This window comes from Luteolibacter sp. (assembly GCF_058122085.1).
The window spans coordinates 1-16,480 of record NZ_JBIKBQ010000094.1; the positions used below are offsets into that span (position 1 = coordinate 1).

The 16,480-nt window shown below is 61.3% G+C and carries 15 protein-coding genes; 12 read left to right on the forward strand and 3 right to left on the reverse strand.

Annotation, left to right across the window (positions count from 1 at the left end):
- From AC4DF4_RS13890 to AC4DF4_RS13900, 3 genes are all read left to right on the forward strand, one after another.
- On the forward strand, nucleotides 1–1,233 hold a 1,233-nt coding region (locus AC4DF4_RS13890), incomplete at its 5' end, for a DUF1501 domain-containing protein (RefSeq protein WP_490048707.1).
- Between the two features lie 276 nt (nucleotides 1,234–1,509).
- Entirely contained in the window at nucleotides 1,510–2,781 is a 1,272-nt protein-coding gene (locus AC4DF4_RS13895; RefSeq protein WP_490048708.1) for an ATP-binding protein, read from the forward strand.
- The gene (locus tag AC4DF4_RS13900) at nucleotides 2,771–3,442 is read left to right on the forward strand and encodes a LuxR C-terminal-related transcriptional regulator (RefSeq protein WP_490048709.1); all 672 of its coding nucleotides are present in this window, start codon (nucleotides 2,771–2,773) and stop codon (nucleotides 3,440–3,442) included. Before AC4DF4_RS13895 ends, AC4DF4_RS13900 begins: the two co-directional genes overlap by 11 nt.
- A gap of 120 nt (nucleotides 3,443–3,562) precedes the next feature.
- On the opposite strand, the gene AC4DF4_RS13905 is transcribed toward AC4DF4_RS13900, so the two are convergent.
- The gene (locus AC4DF4_RS13905) at nucleotides 3,563–4,537 is read right to left on the reverse strand and encodes a TonB-dependent receptor (RefSeq protein WP_490048710.1); all 975 of its coding nucleotides are present in this window, start codon (nucleotides 4,535–4,537) and stop codon (nucleotides 3,563–3,565) included.
- A 375-nt stretch (nucleotides 4,538–4,912) separates the two neighbouring features.
- Here AC4DF4_RS13905 and AC4DF4_RS13910 point away from each other — a divergent pair, with 375 nt between their 5' ends.
- From AC4DF4_RS13910 to AC4DF4_RS13920, 3 genes are all read left to right on the forward strand, one after another.
- The gene (locus AC4DF4_RS13910; protein WP_490048711.1) at nucleotides 4,913–6,298 is read left to right on the forward strand and encodes a phenylacetate--CoA ligase family protein; all 1,386 of its coding nucleotides are present in this window, start codon (nucleotides 4,913–4,915) and stop codon (nucleotides 6,296–6,298) included.
- Nucleotides 6,299–6,492: 194 nt separating this feature from the next.
- A complete protein-coding gene (locus tag AC4DF4_RS13915) occupies nucleotides 6,493–7,887 on the forward strand; it encodes a phenylacetate--CoA ligase family protein (protein WP_490048712.1) in 1,395 nt (464 codons plus the stop codon).
- 135 nt (nucleotides 7,888–8,022) lie between these two features.
- Nucleotides 8,023–8,871: an Lpg1974 family pore-forming outer membrane protein gene (locus AC4DF4_RS13920; RefSeq protein WP_490048713.1), complete on the forward strand. Its 849-nt coding sequence runs from the start codon at nucleotides 8,023–8,025 to the stop codon at nucleotides 8,869–8,871.
- Nucleotides 8,872–9,088: 217 nt separating this feature from the next.
- On the opposite strand, the gene AC4DF4_RS13925 is transcribed toward AC4DF4_RS13920, so the two are convergent.
- Nucleotides 9,089–9,973, reverse strand: coding sequence for an undecaprenyl-diphosphate phosphatase (locus AC4DF4_RS13925; RefSeq protein WP_490048714.1), 885 nt, complete (start codon nucleotides 9,971–9,973; stop codon nucleotides 9,089–9,091).
- 107 nt (nucleotides 9,974–10,080) lie between these two features.
- Here AC4DF4_RS13925 and AC4DF4_RS13930 point away from each other — a divergent pair, with 107 nt between their 5' ends.
- Nucleotides 10,081–10,647 carry a DUF2062 domain-containing protein gene (locus AC4DF4_RS13930; RefSeq protein ID WP_490048715.1) on the forward strand — a complete coding sequence of 189 codons (567 nt, stop codon included), beginning with the start codon at nucleotides 10,081–10,083 and terminating at the stop codon, nucleotides 10,645–10,647.
- Here AC4DF4_RS13930 and AC4DF4_RS13935 read toward each other — a convergent pair.
- A complete protein-coding gene (locus AC4DF4_RS13935) occupies nucleotides 10,607–11,368 on the reverse strand; it encodes a hypothetical protein (protein ID WP_490048716.1) in 762 nt (253 codons plus the stop codon). The genes AC4DF4_RS13930 and AC4DF4_RS13935 overlap by 41 nt on opposite strands.
- A 354-nt stretch (nucleotides 11,369–11,722) precedes the next feature.
- On the opposite strand from AC4DF4_RS13935, the gene AC4DF4_RS13940 reads away from it, so the two are divergent.
- From AC4DF4_RS13940 to AC4DF4_RS13960, 5 genes are all read left to right on the forward strand, one after another.
- The gene (locus AC4DF4_RS13940) at nucleotides 11,723–12,178 is read left to right on the forward strand and encodes a hypothetical protein (protein WP_490048717.1); all 456 of its coding nucleotides are present in this window, start codon (nucleotides 11,723–11,725) and stop codon (nucleotides 12,176–12,178) included.
- Between the two features lie 652 nt (nucleotides 12,179–12,830).
- Complete coding sequence (rsmH, locus tag AC4DF4_RS13945; protein WP_490048718.1) at nucleotides 12,831–13,766, forward strand: 16S rRNA (cytosine(1402)-N(4))-methyltransferase RsmH; 936 nt, start codon at nucleotides 12,831–12,833, stop codon at nucleotides 13,764–13,766.
- Nucleotides 13,763–14,104, forward strand: a complete 342-nt coding sequence (locus tag AC4DF4_RS13950; RefSeq protein ID WP_490048719.1) for a hypothetical protein — start codon at nucleotides 13,763–13,765, stop codon at nucleotides 14,102–14,104. Before rsmH ends, AC4DF4_RS13950 begins: the two co-directional genes overlap by 4 nt.
- A 3-nt stretch (nucleotides 14,105–14,107) precedes the next feature.
- A complete protein-coding gene (locus tag AC4DF4_RS13955; protein WP_490048720.1) occupies nucleotides 14,108–16,027 on the forward strand; it encodes a peptidoglycan D,D-transpeptidase FtsI family protein in 1,920 nt (639 codons plus the stop codon).
- On the forward strand, nucleotides 16,024–16,480 hold a 457-nt coding region (locus AC4DF4_RS13960; protein WP_490048721.1), incomplete at its 3' end, for a Mur ligase domain-containing protein. The genes AC4DF4_RS13955 and AC4DF4_RS13960, both read left to right, overlap by 4 nt.

Below are 16,480 nucleotides of genomic sequence, written 5' to 3' on the forward strand. Positions count from 1 at the left end.
GACATGTGGGATTACAAGCCGCGCCTGGAAGAATTCAATGGTCAGGACATTCCCAAAGAAATCCTGGGTGCCGACTTCAAACCCAGCGGCATGACCGCCGGCAGTTCGCGTTTCACCGTCAAGGCGAGCCCGTTCAAGTTCAAGCAGTACGGCCAATGCGGCCGCTTCGTCAGCGATGCCTTGCCGTGGACCGCCAAGTGCGTGGACGACATCGCCACAATCCATTCGATGTACTCGGACGCGATCAATCACGAGCCAGCCATCATGCTCATGAATACGGCCGCGATGTTTCCCGGCCGCCCGGCGCTTGGTGCATGGATTTCCTACGGCTTGGGCAGCATGAACTCGAACCTGCCCTCGTTCGTCGTGCTTAACTCCACCCAGCTGCCAGGCCTATCGGGCCAACCGGTGACGCCGCGCCTGTGGTCGAGTTCGTTTTTACCCACCGAACACGCAGGCGTCGCGCTGCGGGCAGGTGCTGATCCCGTGCTCTATCTGCGCGATCCCGAAGGCATGGACCGCGCACTGCGGCGAAACCTGATAGATGGCGTTGCCGAGCATAACGAGCGCACCTTCAAGTCTCTCGGCGATTCCGAGACCCACGCTCGCATCGCCCAGTATGAAATGGCCTTCAACATGCAGATGAGCGTGCCGGAACTCGCGGATTTCTCCGACGAGCCGGAAAGCACTTGGGAGCTCTACGGCCCCGACGCCAAGAAGCCCGGCAGCTTCAGCTACAACTGCCTGATGGCCCGCCGCATGGCCGAGCGCGGCGTGCGCTTCACCCAGATCTACCAGCGCGGCTGGGACTTCCACGGCGGACTCAGCGGTGGCATGAACGCGTTGTGCGGCGCCACCGACCGCGCCTGTTACGCCCTGATCACCGATTTGAAACGCCGGGGCATGTTAGACGACACGCTGGTCATCTGGGGTGGCGAGTTCGGCCGCACCACCTACTCGCAGGGGGGAGACGGCCGCGATCACCACGCCAAGTGCTTCACCAACTGGATGGCTGGCGGCGGCATCAAGGGAGGTTCTTCACACGGCCAGACCGACGACTTCGCCTTCAATTTGCTAGATGCCGGAGACAAGGTGCACCCGCGCGACCTCATCGCGACCGCATGCCACACCCTGGGCATCGAGTCGGACCGCCTCACCAAGCGGGTCCTTGGTGTGGACCTCAAACCCACCGGGGTCGAACACGGTAAGCTCATCAAGAGCATCTTGTTGTAATGGAGCTGACGGTGATACTTCGCCTGGAATTCATTGTTGGCAGAAAACAGGTCCTCACCGATCACCTCCACCCTGCCCTCGACGGCTCCCGAGCGTTGGAAGAGTTCACATGCTGGCAATCAACGCGAACAAAAGAACGCTGACCTTGTATTTCTGCCTTGGATCTGTCTTGCGGCGCTGAACATTCCGTCTTAGTTCTGCGGCGTGTCCCACACGGACGATTCCACTCACGGTTGGCTCCGGCGCGCCGTGACTCAGCCCGAATTTGCAGCGCGTATGGCCCCTCTCGCCAAAGGCAATCGCGAAGTCGTGCTCGATCAGTCCGCCGAGGCGGCGTCTCTGGGGTCAGTCTCTGGGGTCGGTCCCCGCAGCAGAACAAATGCGCCATTTTTGATGGCGAAATGTTACACTGCGGGGACCGACCCCAAAGACTTTCAGAAGCGTGGGGCGGCGCGGATCTGGCCGCTGTTAGTGGCGCTGCCACTCTTCTGCGGCCACGTCTGGCTGGTGGTTCATGACGAGGGGCTGCAGCTGCGGCCGGTGCTGACCTCGCCGATCTTCATTTTGTTTCTGGCGATGGGGGCGCGGGCATTACTGAAGGAGCGGCGGCCGGCGCTGCGGTTTGGGGCGCGCTTCACGGCTTACGCGGCGCTGTTTATCTGCGCGATCTTCGCCTACCGGGCGGTCGACCTGTATTTCCTGACGACGCCGGCGCAACTGACCGACCCGGTGCGGCCGCAGTTGGTCAGCTTCACGGCGGGGATCTTGTGGGCGCTGTTGTGGAGCTTCGGCGCGATGATGTTGATCAACCAGCGGCAGACCTTTGAGAACGAACAGCTGCACGGGGAAAAGCTGAACGCGGTGGAAAAGCTGGCGGCCGCCGAGACGGAGCTGATGGCGATGCGCACGCAGCAGCACCGCCAGCAACTGGCCAGCGACCTGCACGACGGCATGGGCGGGATCACCGCCAACCTGGCGATGCTGGCCTTCCAAGGCAGCATCGAGGAGAAGCCGCAGCAGCAGAAGGAGATTTTCCAGAACATCGAGTTTCTCGCCACCGAGTGGAACCGCGAGCTGCGGCTGTGGATGAACGGGCTGGAGCGCGGCAGCCTGCTGTGGGCGGACGCGCTGATGGAATCCCACACTTACGCCCAGCGGCTGACGGCCGCGCAAGGGATCGAGCTGGACTGGCGGCAAAGCGGCCCGCTGCCGAGCGAACCGGATCACCGCGTGCAAGAGATCATTTCGCTGATGCGGGTGCTGAAGGAAGCGATCCACAATCTGGCGCGGCACTCGGGGGCGCGTCAGGCGAGCGTTCACGTCATTTTCGACGCACAGGCGCTGCGCATCGTGATCCAAGACGACGGCTGTGGCATTGATCCGGCAACGACCCGCCCGGGCAGCCGTGGCCTGCGCAACATGCAGCAGCGCATTGAGGAGCTGGGCGGCACCTTGAAACGCGGCGACGGCGATGGTACCACGCATTGCTTAGAGATTCCCCTGCCCTTGCAGCGCCGCAGCAACCCTTCAAACGCCGATGACAGCTGAGCCCGCCGCCATCCGTCTGGTGATCGTCGAAGACGACGAGCACCTGCTCTTCTCGCTGGCCAAGATCATGGCTTCCCAGGCCGACATTCGCGTCGTCGGCGCCTACGCCTGCACCGAGGAGGCGATGGAGCAGAGTGACTGGTCGGCGGTGGATGTGCTGCTGGCCGATTTGGGCCTGCCGGGCGTTTCCGGGGTCGATCTGATCGCTGCAGCGACGTACCAAAACCCGCAGCTCCACGCGCTGGTCCACACGATCCACGACGACCGGGAATCGCTGTTTGCCGCGCTACGGGCTGGCGCCATCGGCTACGTCATCAAGGGCCTGCCCGCACTGGAGACGATCGAAGCGGTGCGCGCCGTGTCGCAGGGCTGCTCTTCGCTGAGCCCGAGCATCGCCCATTTCCTGATCGAAGAATTCCGCAGTAGCAGCGCCGCCAATGCGGAAGAAGCGCTGACGGCCCGCGAAGTGGAGCTGCTCAACCTCAGCGCCCAAGGCCTGATGTACAAAGAGATCGGCGAGAGACTCTCGATCAGCGGCGGCACGGTGCACAGCCACATCAAGCGGATCTACCGCAAGCTGCAAGCCGGCAGCCGCGAACAGGCCCTGCGCCGCGCCCAAGCCCTCGGCTACCTCAAGCCGAAGGGCCCAACGGAGCAGTGACTCCGCCGTGCATTTGGATTGTTGAACCGCTGATGGACAGGATTCACGCAGATGGAAGAGATGAGGAAGCGATTCGGAACGATATTGAGCGTTCGATGTTCGACGTTCAATGCCCCCCATTCACCACTTGAATTCGCAACCGATGCCGAAGGTCCGCGAGGGGCCGACTTGGCCGGAAACGGGCAGCGTCTTGTTGTCGACGCGCGAGAGGGCGTATTCGTCGTTGAGTAGGTTGCTGGCGAACAGGTAGACGCTGGCGTTGTGCCATTCGTAGCCGAGGCGGGCGGACAGCAGCTGGCGGGACTCGGTGGCGGTGACCTGCGGGCTGGCGACGTCGCTGTAGGTGCGATCCGCCCACGACATCAGTACGCTGGAGAACAGGCCGGAGGGATGGTGGTAGGCGGCGGACAGCGAGCCCAACCATTCCGGCGCATTTGGGAACGACTGGCCCGCGCGACCGTCGCCGACGGCCAGCTCGGTGAATTCCGTATGAATCCAAGCGAGTGTGCCAGTGAAGGTCAGGGGGGGCAAGGGCTGCCAACGGGCTTCGAGTTCGCTGCCGTAGCGGCGCGAGCTCGCGGCATTGGCGATGTAGGAATCGATGGTGGGGGATCCGCCGGGGGAGATGAAGTTGATTTGCTGATCCTGGAACCACGAATGAAAGAGGGCGGTGGAGAGTGTGAGCGAGTCGAGCGGCTTGGCGCGGCTGTAGAGTTCCAGCTCCCAGAAGTGCTCGGGATCATAGGGCTGGGTGCTGCCCAAGGTGGGCGCGTAACTGACGCCGCCACTGCGGAAACCGCGGGAAAGCTGAAGGCCGACGGTCTGGTCTTGCTGCGGGCGCCACGCCACGCCGAGTTGCGGCAGGAGTTCCGTCCCGGAACAGCCTGCGGAAGACCGCACTTCCGGATCCGCGCCCAAAGTGACGGCCGTCTGGAGGTCCCGCTGTTCGTGCTGGAGGCGCAGGCCGCCGGTGAGGTGAAGGTGCGGCGCCCACTCCCAGTCCCCGCGGCCATAGAGCGCCAGCTGGTTCACGTCCTCTTGGCCAAGGCTGTCAAAGGGCTCACCCGCCCGAGTCGGAGCGAGACCGGAACCCACGTCTCTGGGGTCGGTCTCTGGGGTCGGTCCCCGCAGCAGAACAAATGCGCCATTTTTGATGGCGAAATGTTACACTGCGGGGACCCCAAAGACTGCGGGGACCGACCCCAGAGATGTTCTTCCTCTGGGGCCAGTTCATCAAGGACATGGTCCGGCTCTGCTGATTTAGATCTGGACGAGTTCGCGACTTCCTCCGTTTGGGGTCGAGCCTTTCTCTCGCGTTCGCAAACGCCTCGTTCACGACCTCCTTGCTGCCAATCACAGCTCCGTCTGTGAAATGCCTCACTCGGCACCGCGGTCAGGGAACGGATCCGGAAAGAAGACGGAACCCTTGATCAAGGCCTAAATTGATGCTCCCCTGCGGTTCCGAGCCCCATGCTGAAGCAACCACCCCTTTCCAACGTCGAGAACCTATTGTTCCCAGCCTTCCCCGGGCTGCAGGCCACGCAGCAGATGGCCTTGCAATTCCAGCTGGGAGAATCTCAGTGGTGGCCCCGGGAACTCCTCGAAACTCACCAGTTCAGGCAACTGAGACAGCTGCTCGCGCACGCCTGTCAGACAGTGCCTTTCTACCGGGATCTTTTCGCCGCCGGGGACATCAGCCTGCCGGAGACCATCGATCGCGCCTTCCTCGAGACACTGCCCGTGGTGCGGCGCTCGGATTTTCAGTCCGGTGCCGAACCATTCCTGTCAATGGCACCACCCAAGGAACATGGTCCGGTGACTTTTGGAATGACCTCGGGTTCGACCGGGCGGCCCGTCCGCTTCGGTCGCAGCGTCGCAACTCAGACGCTTTGGGGTGCATTCGCTCTGCGTGACCTGCTCTGGCATCCCCGCGATCAGTCCGGCAAACTTTGCGCCATCCGCTGGTCGCACCGTGGCGTGGCCAAAGCCCCGGATGGAACCTCCCACCCGAGTTGGGGAGGAATCACCGACCAGCTCTTCAAGTCCGGACCGTCGGCGGTGCTCAACGTGGATTCCATGCTCGGAGAACAACTGACTTGGCTTCTGCGCGAAAAACCGGACTTTCTCATTTCCTGTCCCTCAAACCTGCAGGCTCTCGTCACCCATGCGGCACGGCACGGGATTGACCTTCCTCGCTTGCGCGAACTGCGCACCATCGGGGAGACGGTGACGCCCGAAGTTCGTCGCCTCCTGTCGGAAGCTTGGCGGGCCAAAATCATCGACTGTTATTCCTGCGAGGAATCGGGCTATATCGCGCTTCAGTGCCCCGACCACGACCATTATCACATCCAGGGAGAGAGTGTTATCGTTGAAATCCTCGATGAAAACAACTGCCCTTGTCCGGTTGGCGTCGTCGGTCGAATCGTCCTGACCAACCTGAACAACTTCGTCACGCCCCTCATCCGCTATGAGATCGGTGACTACGGCGAACTCGCGGAAGCGTGCCCCTGCGGACGTGGCCTGCCCGTGCTGAGGCGCATCCACGGGCGCAGGCGCAACCGCTTGATGCTTCCCAACGGCGAAAACCTCTTCCCCAACTTCGGGGGGCAGGGCAAAATCACCGCTCTGACCGGAGTGCCGCTCTACCAATTCCAATTTCTCCAGCATTCGCTCCAACGGCTCGAAGCGAAGTTGGTGATGGCTCGCCCGCTGGACTCCGGGGAACAAGCCAAGGTCGCTGAATTTCTACTCCGAAACCTCGGCCACTCGTTTGAGGTCGTCTTCAGCTTCCCCGCCGAGATTCCGCGCGGGCCGAACGGCAAGTTCGAGGAGTTCAAGTGCCTGATCGAAAGTTGACCGTTACAACGAGCCCGTCCGCTTTGCCCGGAGGCGATGGTGTTCTTTGGGGAGGCTTTGGCGAAAAATCCGCCCACATGTGACGTGAAAGCATCCGACTTTGTGGTGCCTTTTGGAACGAATCTCTGTGAAATCCAGGGCTATAGCCCTTGATTAAGGGGAGGCATTGATGTTTCCCTGTGCTCCAGATTCCCATGTTAGCGCAACCACCCCTATCCAACGTCCAGAACCTACTATTCCCAGCCTTCCCCGGGCTGCAGGCCACGCAGCAGATGGCCTTGCAATTCCAGCTGGGAGAATCTCAGTGGTGGCCGCGGGAACTCCTCGAAACCCACCAGTTCAGGCAACTCGGAGAGCTGCTTGCCCACGCCCGGCAGACAGTGCCGTTCTATCAGGACCTTTTCGCTGCCGGGGACATCAGCCTGCCGGAGACCATCGATCGCGCCTTCCTCGAGACCCTGCCCGTGGTGAGTCGCGCGGATTTTCAGTCCGGTGCCGGACAATTCCTGTCAACGGCCCCGCCCAAGGAACATGGCCCGGTGGCTTTCGCCATGACCTCGGGCTCGACCGGACGGCCCATCCGCTTTGGTCGCACCGCCGCGACTCAGGCGCTCTGGGGTGCCTTCGCGTTGCGCGACCTGCTCTGGCATCCCCGCGACTGGTCCGGCAAACTCTGCACCATTCGCTGGTTTCATCGCGGCGTGGCCGAAGCACCCGATGGAATCTCCCACCCGAGTTGGGGAGGAATCACCGACCAACTCTTCAAGTCCGGACCGTCGGCGGTGCTCAACGTCAACTCCACGCTTGAGGACCAAATGGCTTGGCTTCAACGCGAAAAACCGGACTTTATCGTTTCCTACGCTTCGAACCTGCAGGCGCTCGCCGCCTATGCGGCACGGCATGGGCTGGTCCTGCCGCGCTTGCGCGAACTGCGCACCGTCGGGGAGACTGTGACGCCTGAAGCTCGGCGGCGGCTGTCGGAAGCCTGGCAGGTCGAAATCGTCGACTGCTATTCCTGCGAGGAATCGGGCTATATCGCGCTTCAGTGCCCCGACCACGACCATTATCACATCCAGGGGGAGAGTGTTGTCGTCGAAATTCTCGACGATAACGATCGTCCGTGTCCGGTTGGCGTGGTCGGTCGAATCGTCCTGACCAACCTGAACAACTTCGTCACGCCCCTGATCCGCTATGAGATCGGTGACTATGGTGAACTCGCGGAAGCGTGCCCTTGCGGGCGTGGTCTGCCCGTCCTGAAGCGCGTCCACGGGCGCACCCGTAACCGCTTGATGCTGCCCAGCGGCGAGAACATCTTCCCCAACTTCGGGGACCACGGCCAAATCACCGTCCTGACCGGAGTGCCGCTCTATCAATTCCAATTCCTCCAGCATTCGCTCCAAAGGCTCGAAGTGAAGTTGGTGATGGAGCGCCCGCTGGACTCCGGGGAGCAAGCCAAGGTGGCTGAGGTCATGCTCCGAAACGTCGGCCACTCGTTCGAAGTCGTCTTCAGCTTCCCCGCCGAGATCCCGCGCGGGCCGAACGGCAAGTTCGAGGAGTTCAAGTGCCTGATCGGAGCTGATCCGGACTGATGAACCCACTCGCCCGCCGGGATACGATGGCTTTTCCCGGGGCGCTTTGAACAAAAAAGCTGCGCGCGAATTTGGGATGTCGGGGCGAATTTGGGATTGACGTATTTCGGCGTTCCAGATAGTCACTTCCCCCGCATGAAAAAATACATGATCCCACTGTTGTTGACCGCCGCGCCTACGTTCGCCGGTGAAGTCACCCCTGCCACGGCACCTGCCCCACAATCTGACTGCCCTCAAGGCTGGACCGTCGGGTTGGAAGCTCTCGCCCTCAAAGCATACGCTGGCTACAGCGGCTTGCAAAATGATGCCGATTACGAATTCGGTTTACGCGGCTCCGTCGGCTACGAATTCAGTGACTGCCTCTTCGTCAAGTTCACCGGCTTCGGTTACAGCGCCGACCTCTATGACTATACTCTACAACAAGGATCTTCCACCAATGGCTACAGCCAGGAGTATAATGCCTCCTATTTCGACTTGGTTGTCGGTCAGCACTTCACTCCAAGTGACAAGTTTTCGCTTTCCCCCTACGCAGGTCTGCGCTGGGCCCAAGCTGAATTTGAAAATACCACCAGCTCTGTCACCACGCAACAACCCCCGCTCCCCCCGAGCATTAACACTAGTGAAAGCAACGCTGATTTCAGCGGTCTGGGCATTGTTGTTGGTATCGATGCCACTCGTTCGCTGGCCAACGGCTTCTCCCTCTACGGCACGGCCAAGCAGTCCGTGGTGTTCGGTTCAAAAGACCAGTCCAATAGCAGCACCTCTAATGGAGAGCTAAGTTTTTCCAATTCATCCAGCAGTGACGATGTTCTCTTCATCAGCGAGCTCGGTCTCGGCATGCAGTACGACTTCTCCTTCAGCAATGTCGCGTCCAATGTCCGCCTCGGTGTCGAGGGTCAATGGTGGGCCGGTGCTGGTTACGGTGAAGGTAGTGACGACATCGGCCTTGCCGGCTTCGTGGTCGGTGCCAACTTCCGCTTCTAATTGCTGAACCGGTTTATTCGAAAGTAGTTTTCAAGCCTCCCCGGATATCCGGGGAGGCTTTTTTTGTCATCCTCCCCCGGAATCGATCGTCCCCGGATCCATACCGCTTCGAAACCGGCGGAAACCCTGTGGAGCATGCGTGATCTGCACCTCGGGATTTCTTGAGGGGGATTTCCAGGTGGGGATTCGCTTTTGTGGCCGGACTCGTCCGGCTCTGCTAGGCGGTGAAAACCCCGGCAGCGACCAGCCCGCCGATGACCACGCCGAGCGCGATGCGGTACCAGCCGAAGACGGAGAGGCCGTGGCTTTGCAGATAGGAAACCAGCCATTTCACCGCGATGGCAGCGGAGACGGCGGCCGCCACGATGCCGACGGCGAGCGGCAGCGGGCCGTAGGAATCCCACATCAGTTGGGTGCCGCCGAACCAGACGTGATAGGACGCGTCGAGCCCGTCCACCTTCCAGACCGCTTTCTTCGCGGTGGCGGCGGTGAGTGTTAGGACGCCGAGCAAGAACGAATACTCGACCGCCGCGCGGATCGAGAGGCCGACGAGCAGGCCGCCGACGATGGTCATCAGGCTGCGGCTGGTGCCCGGCCACATCGCCAAGCATTGCAGCAGGCCGATGACGAGCGCCATCTTCCAGGTCATTTCAAACAGCTCCTTGCCGCGGCCCGCCGCGGGGTTGCGTTTCCGCCACCAGGCGGTCGCGAGGATCATCACGCCGCCGACAATCCAGGCGACGATGACCGGCCACATGCCGAAGAGTTTTTCCTCGATCTTGTCATTCAAGGCCAGGCCGATGACGGCGGCTGGTAGAAATCCGGCCACCAGCATGACGGCGAGTTTCAGGCCATCGGGGTCCTGGCCGAGCACGCCGCGGAGCATCTGCAGCACGCGCTTCAGATAGATGCCGAGCACCGCGAGGATGGCGCCGCCCTGGATGCAGATGGCGAAGGTGTCGGCCGCGGCTTTTTCCGTCGCCGTCGCCGTGCCGATGCCCATCAGGTGCTGCGCGACGAGCAAATGGCCGGTGGAGCTGATCGGTAAATATTCGGTGATCCCTTCGATCACGCCCAGGATGAATGCTTGCCAAGGTTGCATGGTGGAATTTTCACGAAGCTGCGTAAGGGCTCGCCGTGGAGCAAGGCATTTGCAGTTGATTCGCCACGGGGAGTGGCGGATGGTGCCGGCCAGATGCCATTGCCACCATGAAAGTCCACTACCTGAGAATGGTTCGGCGGGCGTTTCGTGCCTTGCGCCACCCGAAGCTCCGCCATCGTCCGTGGTGGCAGAGGATTTCGAAACCGTTGTTCCATCGCAGCCTGTGGGTGCCTTGCCGGGACACCGTGGCCGCGGGGCTCGCGATCGGCCTGTTTTTCTCGATGGTTCCTTTCATTCCGCAGTCGATTTTCGCTGCGGTTCTCGCCATGCGCGTGAGGGGAAACATTCCTTTCGCCATCGCCGCTTGTTTCATCAGCAACCCGATCACGAATGGGCCTTTCTGGTTGGCGCAGATTTGGCTGGGGCAGTGGTTCATCAATTTCTTCTCATTGCCGATCCCTCATTTCGTGGCAAAGGTTTCAATCGATCTGCCTGGCGTTGGCGTCGCGTCTTTGAGCAATTTTATCGTCGGATTCATTACTTTAGGAACCCTCATGGCTCTTGCGGCGTATCCACTGGTGCATTTGTTTTCGGCCATTTTGCCGAAGCACCTGCCGGTCCGCCGGCGCGGGTTCAAGCACGCGGTGTCGGCGGAGCGAAGCGACGGGCAGTGACATTGCCGCCGCAGGGAGCGCCGAGGCGCTCCGGGCGGTCTACCGTCGGGAAACGGAAACTGCGGACGCGGGCCATGCTGGAGTGCCGCACCAGTCCGCCCAATCCGATCGCGGCAAGGCCCAGCAGCGCGAGCGTGCCGGCGACGAGCAGGCCGATTTTCACCGACCGGTCAGCGGGCGGGGGAGTGGCGCGGCGTTTGAAATAGGCGTTGAGCTCGCCGGTGAGTTTTTCCATGAGGTTTTCGATGTAAGCCTCCTTGGCCAGCTTCGGGTCGGCGGCCTCCAGCGCGCGATTGAGCAATGCGGTCAATTCATGAGAGGGCACCCGCAGCGGATTTTCGGCAGATCCGGTCAAATCCCGGCCGACGCCCAATTGGCGGCTGTCGGATTCAAACACCATCACCAGTCCATTGCCGTCGGGCACCCAGGCCTGCCGCAGCTCGGCGGCCATTTCCGGGGCCGTGGCGGCGATCAGCACCGGCTCCACCACCAGATAAATCCGGTAGCCGTGATCCTGTTCCGTTTTCCGGATTTGGTCGGAAATTCGTTTGAACGCGCCGGAATCCCGGTTGAAAAAGCGGCTTTCATCCAGGATTCCAAAGTCAGGTGGTTTGTGCGCGGCGTTTTTCGACAGCCACTCGGGCAGGGACTGGCCGTGGCCCTGAAGGAGCAGCGCTGCCCAGCAAAGCCAGGTTGCCAATCCATGTTTCAGTCGGTTCACGGATCAAGGCTTCTAATATTCCCCAATCAAAGACAAGTGGGATTCCAGAGTGGGGGGATCTCAGATTCGGTGCGCAGGTACACTTTCGTTAAAAAACCGGTTCCTCCGTACACTTGGTCCGGATTAATTTAAAAACTACCGGATTCCTGGCTGAATTTTAAACAATTCCACTCAAAATTAGATGAGCCGGAGGCCGACCCGGGCGTGAAATCTTGAAAAATCCGATTTCCATTTGATTTTAAATGATTGCAAATAAACGAATTAAGAATTTAGTAAAAATGTCTCAAATTAATCTTGCAGGCTGAGTGTATCTGAGTGTATTTTTTGGCACTGACACGCCAGTCAGCCCTTCCCGTGAACACCACCGATCAACGCTATAAAGGGTTCAAGCCCTTCAAGATGGACCCGAAGTTTCGGGTTTCCATCCCGACGGCGTGGCGTCCCGAGGCCGAGGCGCCTCTGTTCCTTCAGTTTTCCAACGCCCACGAAATGCCGGTGGTGAAGGTCCTGAGCGTGGAAGCTTACAACGAAAAAGTCGCCCTGATCAAAGACAGCGACAAGACCCCCGTTGAGAAAGGCAAGCTGCTCGGCAAGCTCGCCATGCTCTGCCGCGAGGTGACCCTGAATGATCAAGGCAAGCTGCTCGTTCCTAAAGATCTCAGTGAAAAGGCAGGCATCGCCGCCGATGCGGAAGTCGTGCTCGCCGGTCGCGGCATCTACTTCGAAATCTGGAGCAAGTCCAATTTCGAAGTGGTCATCGCCATCGAGAGCCGCGTCGCGGAGGAAGAGGACGATCTCGGAATTTTCTAAACACTCACCCACCACACACCCAACAGCAGCAATGTTGTTCACCCCACCAATTCTGACACTCGAGGCGGTCCGCACTGCGGCTCCGGCCGCTTTCGCCCGGGTGTCAGGGTTGGGACTCTTTTCAGACGGATCGGCTGGCTCGGGACAGCACGCCGCTTCGTCGATGCAAACGGATGTCCGCACCGCTCCTGGCTGGTTGTCGGCGCGGCATCCGCTGATTTTCATGGCTGGGCGCGCGATGTCTCTCGGGACAGAGCTTCTCGCGCTTTTTGAATCGATGGTCCGCGCTGCTCCTGGCTGGTTGTCAGCGCGGCCGTCGCAAATTTTCTTTTCAGACGAATTGGCTGGCTCGGGACAGCACGCCGCTTCGTCGATCCAAACAGACGTCCGCACCGCTTCTGGCTGGTTGTCGGCGCGGCGTCTGGTGACTTTCATGGCTGGGCGTAGGAAATCTCTCGGGACAGAGTTTCTCTCGCTTTTTGAATCGATGGTCCGCGCTGCTTCTGGCTGGTTGTCAGCGCGGCCATCGTCAATTTTTCTTTCAGCACAAGACGGCGGGCTCGGGACAGCACGTCGTCTTGTCGATCAAACGGATGCCTGCGCTGCTCCTGGCTGGTTGTCAGCGCAGGCTCCCGTCGATTTTTCAGAAACCGTGGCTGCCGGCGACTACCATCTGCCGGTTTTCCCGGCGGAGGTCGCCGGGTGGATGGCTCCGGGACCGGACAAATTCATCATCGACGGCACGCTCGGCGGTGGCGGCCACAGCGAGATTTTTCTCAAAGCCGGTGCCCGCGTGCTCGGCGTCGATCGCGATCCCGAGGCGCTGGCCCACGCCCGCGCCCGGCTCGCCGCATTCGGCGGACGCTTTTCCACGTGGGAAGGAAACTTCTCGCGACTCCCGGAAATCCCCGAGATCCAAATGGGGGAACGGGCCGACGGCCTGCTGATGGATCTCGGGGTCTCTTCCCGCCAGCTCGACTCCGCGGCGCGGGGTTTTTCGTTCATGCGCGAGGGTCCGCTCGACATGCGGATGGGACCGTCCAGCCCGCGCACCGCGGCGGACATCGTGAACCGCTGGCCGGAAGCTGACATCGTGCGGATCCTTTTCGAATACGGCGAGGAATCCAAAGCCCGCCGGATCGCCGGAGCCATCGTCCGGCAGCGCGCCGAAAAGCCGTTCGTCACCACGCTCGACCTCGCCAACTGCATCGAGAAAGCCATCGGCCGCCAAGGCCGGACGCATCCCGCGACCAAGACATTCCAAGCCATCCGGATGGCGGTGAACGAGGAACTCGAATCGCTCGCCACCGCGCTCGCCGCAGCTCCCGCCGTTCTCAAACCGGGGGGGCGCTTGCTGATCATCACGTTCCACAGTTTGGAAGACCGGATGGTGAAACGGTTTTTAAAACACCGCTCCACCGAATTTCTCGATGAGCCTGGCTGGCCCGAACCCCGGCCGAATCCGGACTACCAATTCCGGCTCCTTGCCCGCAAGGCCATCATTCCCACCGCCGAGGAAACATCCCTGAACCCGCGAGCCCGCAGTGCAAAACTGCGGGTTGCACAGCTTTTAGACCTCAAGCCATGAACCGCCGCCGCACCGAAACCCGCACGTCCGCGTCCACGTTTTTCGCGCTCTTCCTCGCCGCCGCCATTGTCACGGCCGGCGGAGTGTTGCACGCGTTTTACAAAAACCGCCAAGTCCAGGTCAGCCGGGAAATCGACGCGATCGACCGCCGCGTCGAGCAGTGCCGCCTCGACATCCGCACCACCGAGATGCGGATGGACCAGCTCCTCAACCGCTTCGTCATCCGCAAGCAAATCGAAGAAAACGGCTCGTCGCTGCGGCCGATTCCGATAGGTGTGGTCGAAGAGATTGACGCCACCGCCGCCAGCCGCCACAGCGTTGCTTCCGCCGCTCCTTAGTCCGTGAATTCCGCCTTTCAAACCCGCTGCATCATCCTGTGCTCGATCCTTGTGGTCGGGCTCAGCGTGCTTTCGGGGAGATTGGTCCAAATCCAGTTAGTCGATCGCCAGCGCTACGCGGAAAGCTCGCGCAAGGCCTATCACCGCACCGAGAAACTGCCCGCCGTCCGCGGCATGATCGTGGACCGCCGGGAGGAGCCGATGGCGAAAAGCATCCCGGTTTCCACCGTTTTCGTGGACAAGAACCACCTGCTCGACCCGAAGCTCGCGAGCTACGGCCTCGCCTATCAGGAAGCCAGCGCCGAGCCCGGCTGGAACGAGCTCGACGCGGTGAAACAGCGCTGCCGCATCAACGGCCTGCGCGGCGACCTGCTGGCCAAGGAGACCGCGGATGTCATCGTGCAGAAGCATCTGGCCTACGCCATCGGCATTCTCGCCCGGCCCCTCGGCATGCGCCGCGAGGAGCTCCGCGACAAGATCGAGAACAGCAAGGGCAAGTGGGTGCCCATCGCCAAGGATTTTCCCGAAGACGTCGCGGACCAGCTGCGCGAGGAAATCGATGGTCACTGGATCCAGGGCTTCGAGTTTGAAAACTCGATCAAGCGCTGGTACACCGCGCCGAATCTCGCCACCCATTTGATCGGCTTCACCGGCGAGGTTGAGAAAAAGGACGAGGATGGAAAACCCCACACGCAGGTGCTGGGGCTTTCCGGCATCGAGTCTTCGATGGAATCGTTCCTGGCAGGCCGGGACGGCTCGCGCGAACATTTGCGCGACGCCCGCGGGCTGGTGGTTCCCGGAAACTCCGGTTGCCTGAAACCGCCGCGCGCCGGCCTGAACGTGAAGCTCACCATCGACATGGGCATCCAGTCCATCGTCGAGGAGGAACTCGAAGCCAACCTCGCCGAATTCGAATCCGTCCGCGGCGCTGTCGTCCTGATGGACCCGAAGACCGGGGATGTCCTCGCCATGGCCAGCCGCCCGCATTTCGACCTCAACCACAAGCAGGACATCGCGGAAAACGGCTACAACTACGCCATCCAGGCGATTTACGAACCGGGCTCGACGATCAAGATCGTGGCCACTTCCGGTGCGCTCAACGAAGGTCTGGTCACTCCGCAAACCTCGGTCTTCTGCCACAACGGCTACTACCGCTCGGGCTCGGTTGAAGTGAAGGACGATCATCCAGCCGGCTCGCTGAGCTTCGAAGGCGTACTCCAGAAATCCAATAACATCGGCACTTTCAGCCTCGGCCGACAACTCGGGTCCAAGCGCTTTTACGACTACCTCCGCAACTACGGCTTCGGCCGCAAAACCGGAATCCAGCTCAGCGGCGAAAGCTCGGGAATCGCCCGCAATACCGGCAATGAGGTCGATTTTTCCCGCGCTTGTTTCGGCTACGCCGCCAACGTGACGCCGCTGCAACTCGCCTGCGCCTACTCGGTCATCGCGGGTGACGGAAAACTCCGCAAGCCACACATCGTCAAGTCGCTCGTCGCCAACGACGGCACGGTTGTCGAGGACTATCCGCCGGAGGTCGTCAACGACGTGCTCAAACCGAAGACCGCCGCCCAGATGCGCGCGGCTTTGGAAAAAGTCGTCCTCACCGGCGGTACCGCCACCCGCGCGGCGGTCCCTGGATTCCGCGTGGCGGGCAAGACCGGCACGGTCCAGAAGCACAATCCGAAGGGCGGCTACATGGCAAACAGCTACATCGTCTCATTCGCCGGAATGATGCCCGCACAAGACCCTGCGTTCGTTTGCGTGGTGGTCATCGATGACCCGCGCACCCAGAAAGTCACTCGCTACGGTGGAACCATCGCGGCACCGGCGTTCGGTAAAATCGCCGCCCGCGTCGCCTCTTATATGAATTTGCAACCCACTGAGCCCATTTCACCTTCCCTCGCCGCCGCCGCCCGATGATTCTCCGCGATCTTGTTTCCAGTCTGTCACGAGTCACGGTCGCAGGATCGCTGGACGCTGATGTCCATGCCATCACCGCGTCCTCGCGCGAAGCCGCTCCGGGAGTGGTCTTCGCCGCCATCCGCGGCACGGTGGCCGACGGCCACCGCTTCATCAACGACGCGCTCGCCGCCGGCGCTTCCGTCATTCTGGCGGAAACGGCCCCGCCTTCCGATTACTCCGCGCCCGCCGCCTGGCTGCACGTGCCTGACAGCCGCGCCGCGGTGGCCACGCTCGCCTCGACTCTGGCAGGTCATCCCTGGAAGGATCTCGCCATCACCGGGGTCACCGGCACCAACGGCAAGACGACCACCGCGTTCCTGCTGCATCACGTGATGAAAACCGCGTGGCACCGAGCCGGGTTGCTCGGCACCATCCTCGTCGATGACGGCGAAACGGTGGAACCCGCCAAAC

What these genes read in the sequence shown, in the direction of transcription:
- AC4DF4_RS13895 (WP_490048708.1), top strand. Translation starts at nt 1,510, where the DNA reads ATGGCCCCTCTCGCCAAAGGCAATCGCGAAGTCGTGCTCGATCAGTCC.
- AC4DF4_RS13900 (WP_490048709.1), top strand. Translation starts at nt 2,771, where the DNA reads ATGACAGCTGAGCCCGCCGCCATCCGTCTGGTGATCGTCGAAGACGAC.
- AC4DF4_RS13910 (WP_490048711.1), top strand. Translation starts at nt 4,913, where the DNA reads ATGCTGAAGCAACCACCCCTTTCCAACGTCGAGAACCTATTGTTCCCA.
- AC4DF4_RS13915 (WP_490048712.1), top strand. Translation starts at nt 6,493, where the DNA reads ATGTTAGCGCAACCACCCCTATCCAACGTCCAGAACCTACTATTCCCA.
- AC4DF4_RS13920 (WP_490048713.1), top strand. Translation starts at nt 8,023, where the DNA reads ATGAAAAAATACATGATCCCACTGTTGTTGACCGCCGCGCCTACGTTC.
- AC4DF4_RS13925 (WP_490048714.1), bottom strand. Translation starts at nt 9,973, where the DNA reads ATGCAACCTTGGCAAGCATTCATCCTGGGCGTGATCGAAGGGATCACC.
- AC4DF4_RS13930 (WP_490048715.1), top strand. Translation starts at nt 10,081, where the DNA reads ATGAAAGTCCACTACCTGAGAATGGTTCGGCGGGCGTTTCGTGCCTTG.
- AC4DF4_RS13950 (WP_490048719.1), top strand. Translation starts at nt 13,763, where the DNA reads ATGAACCGCCGCCGCACCGAAACCCGCACGTCCGCGTCCACGTTTTTC.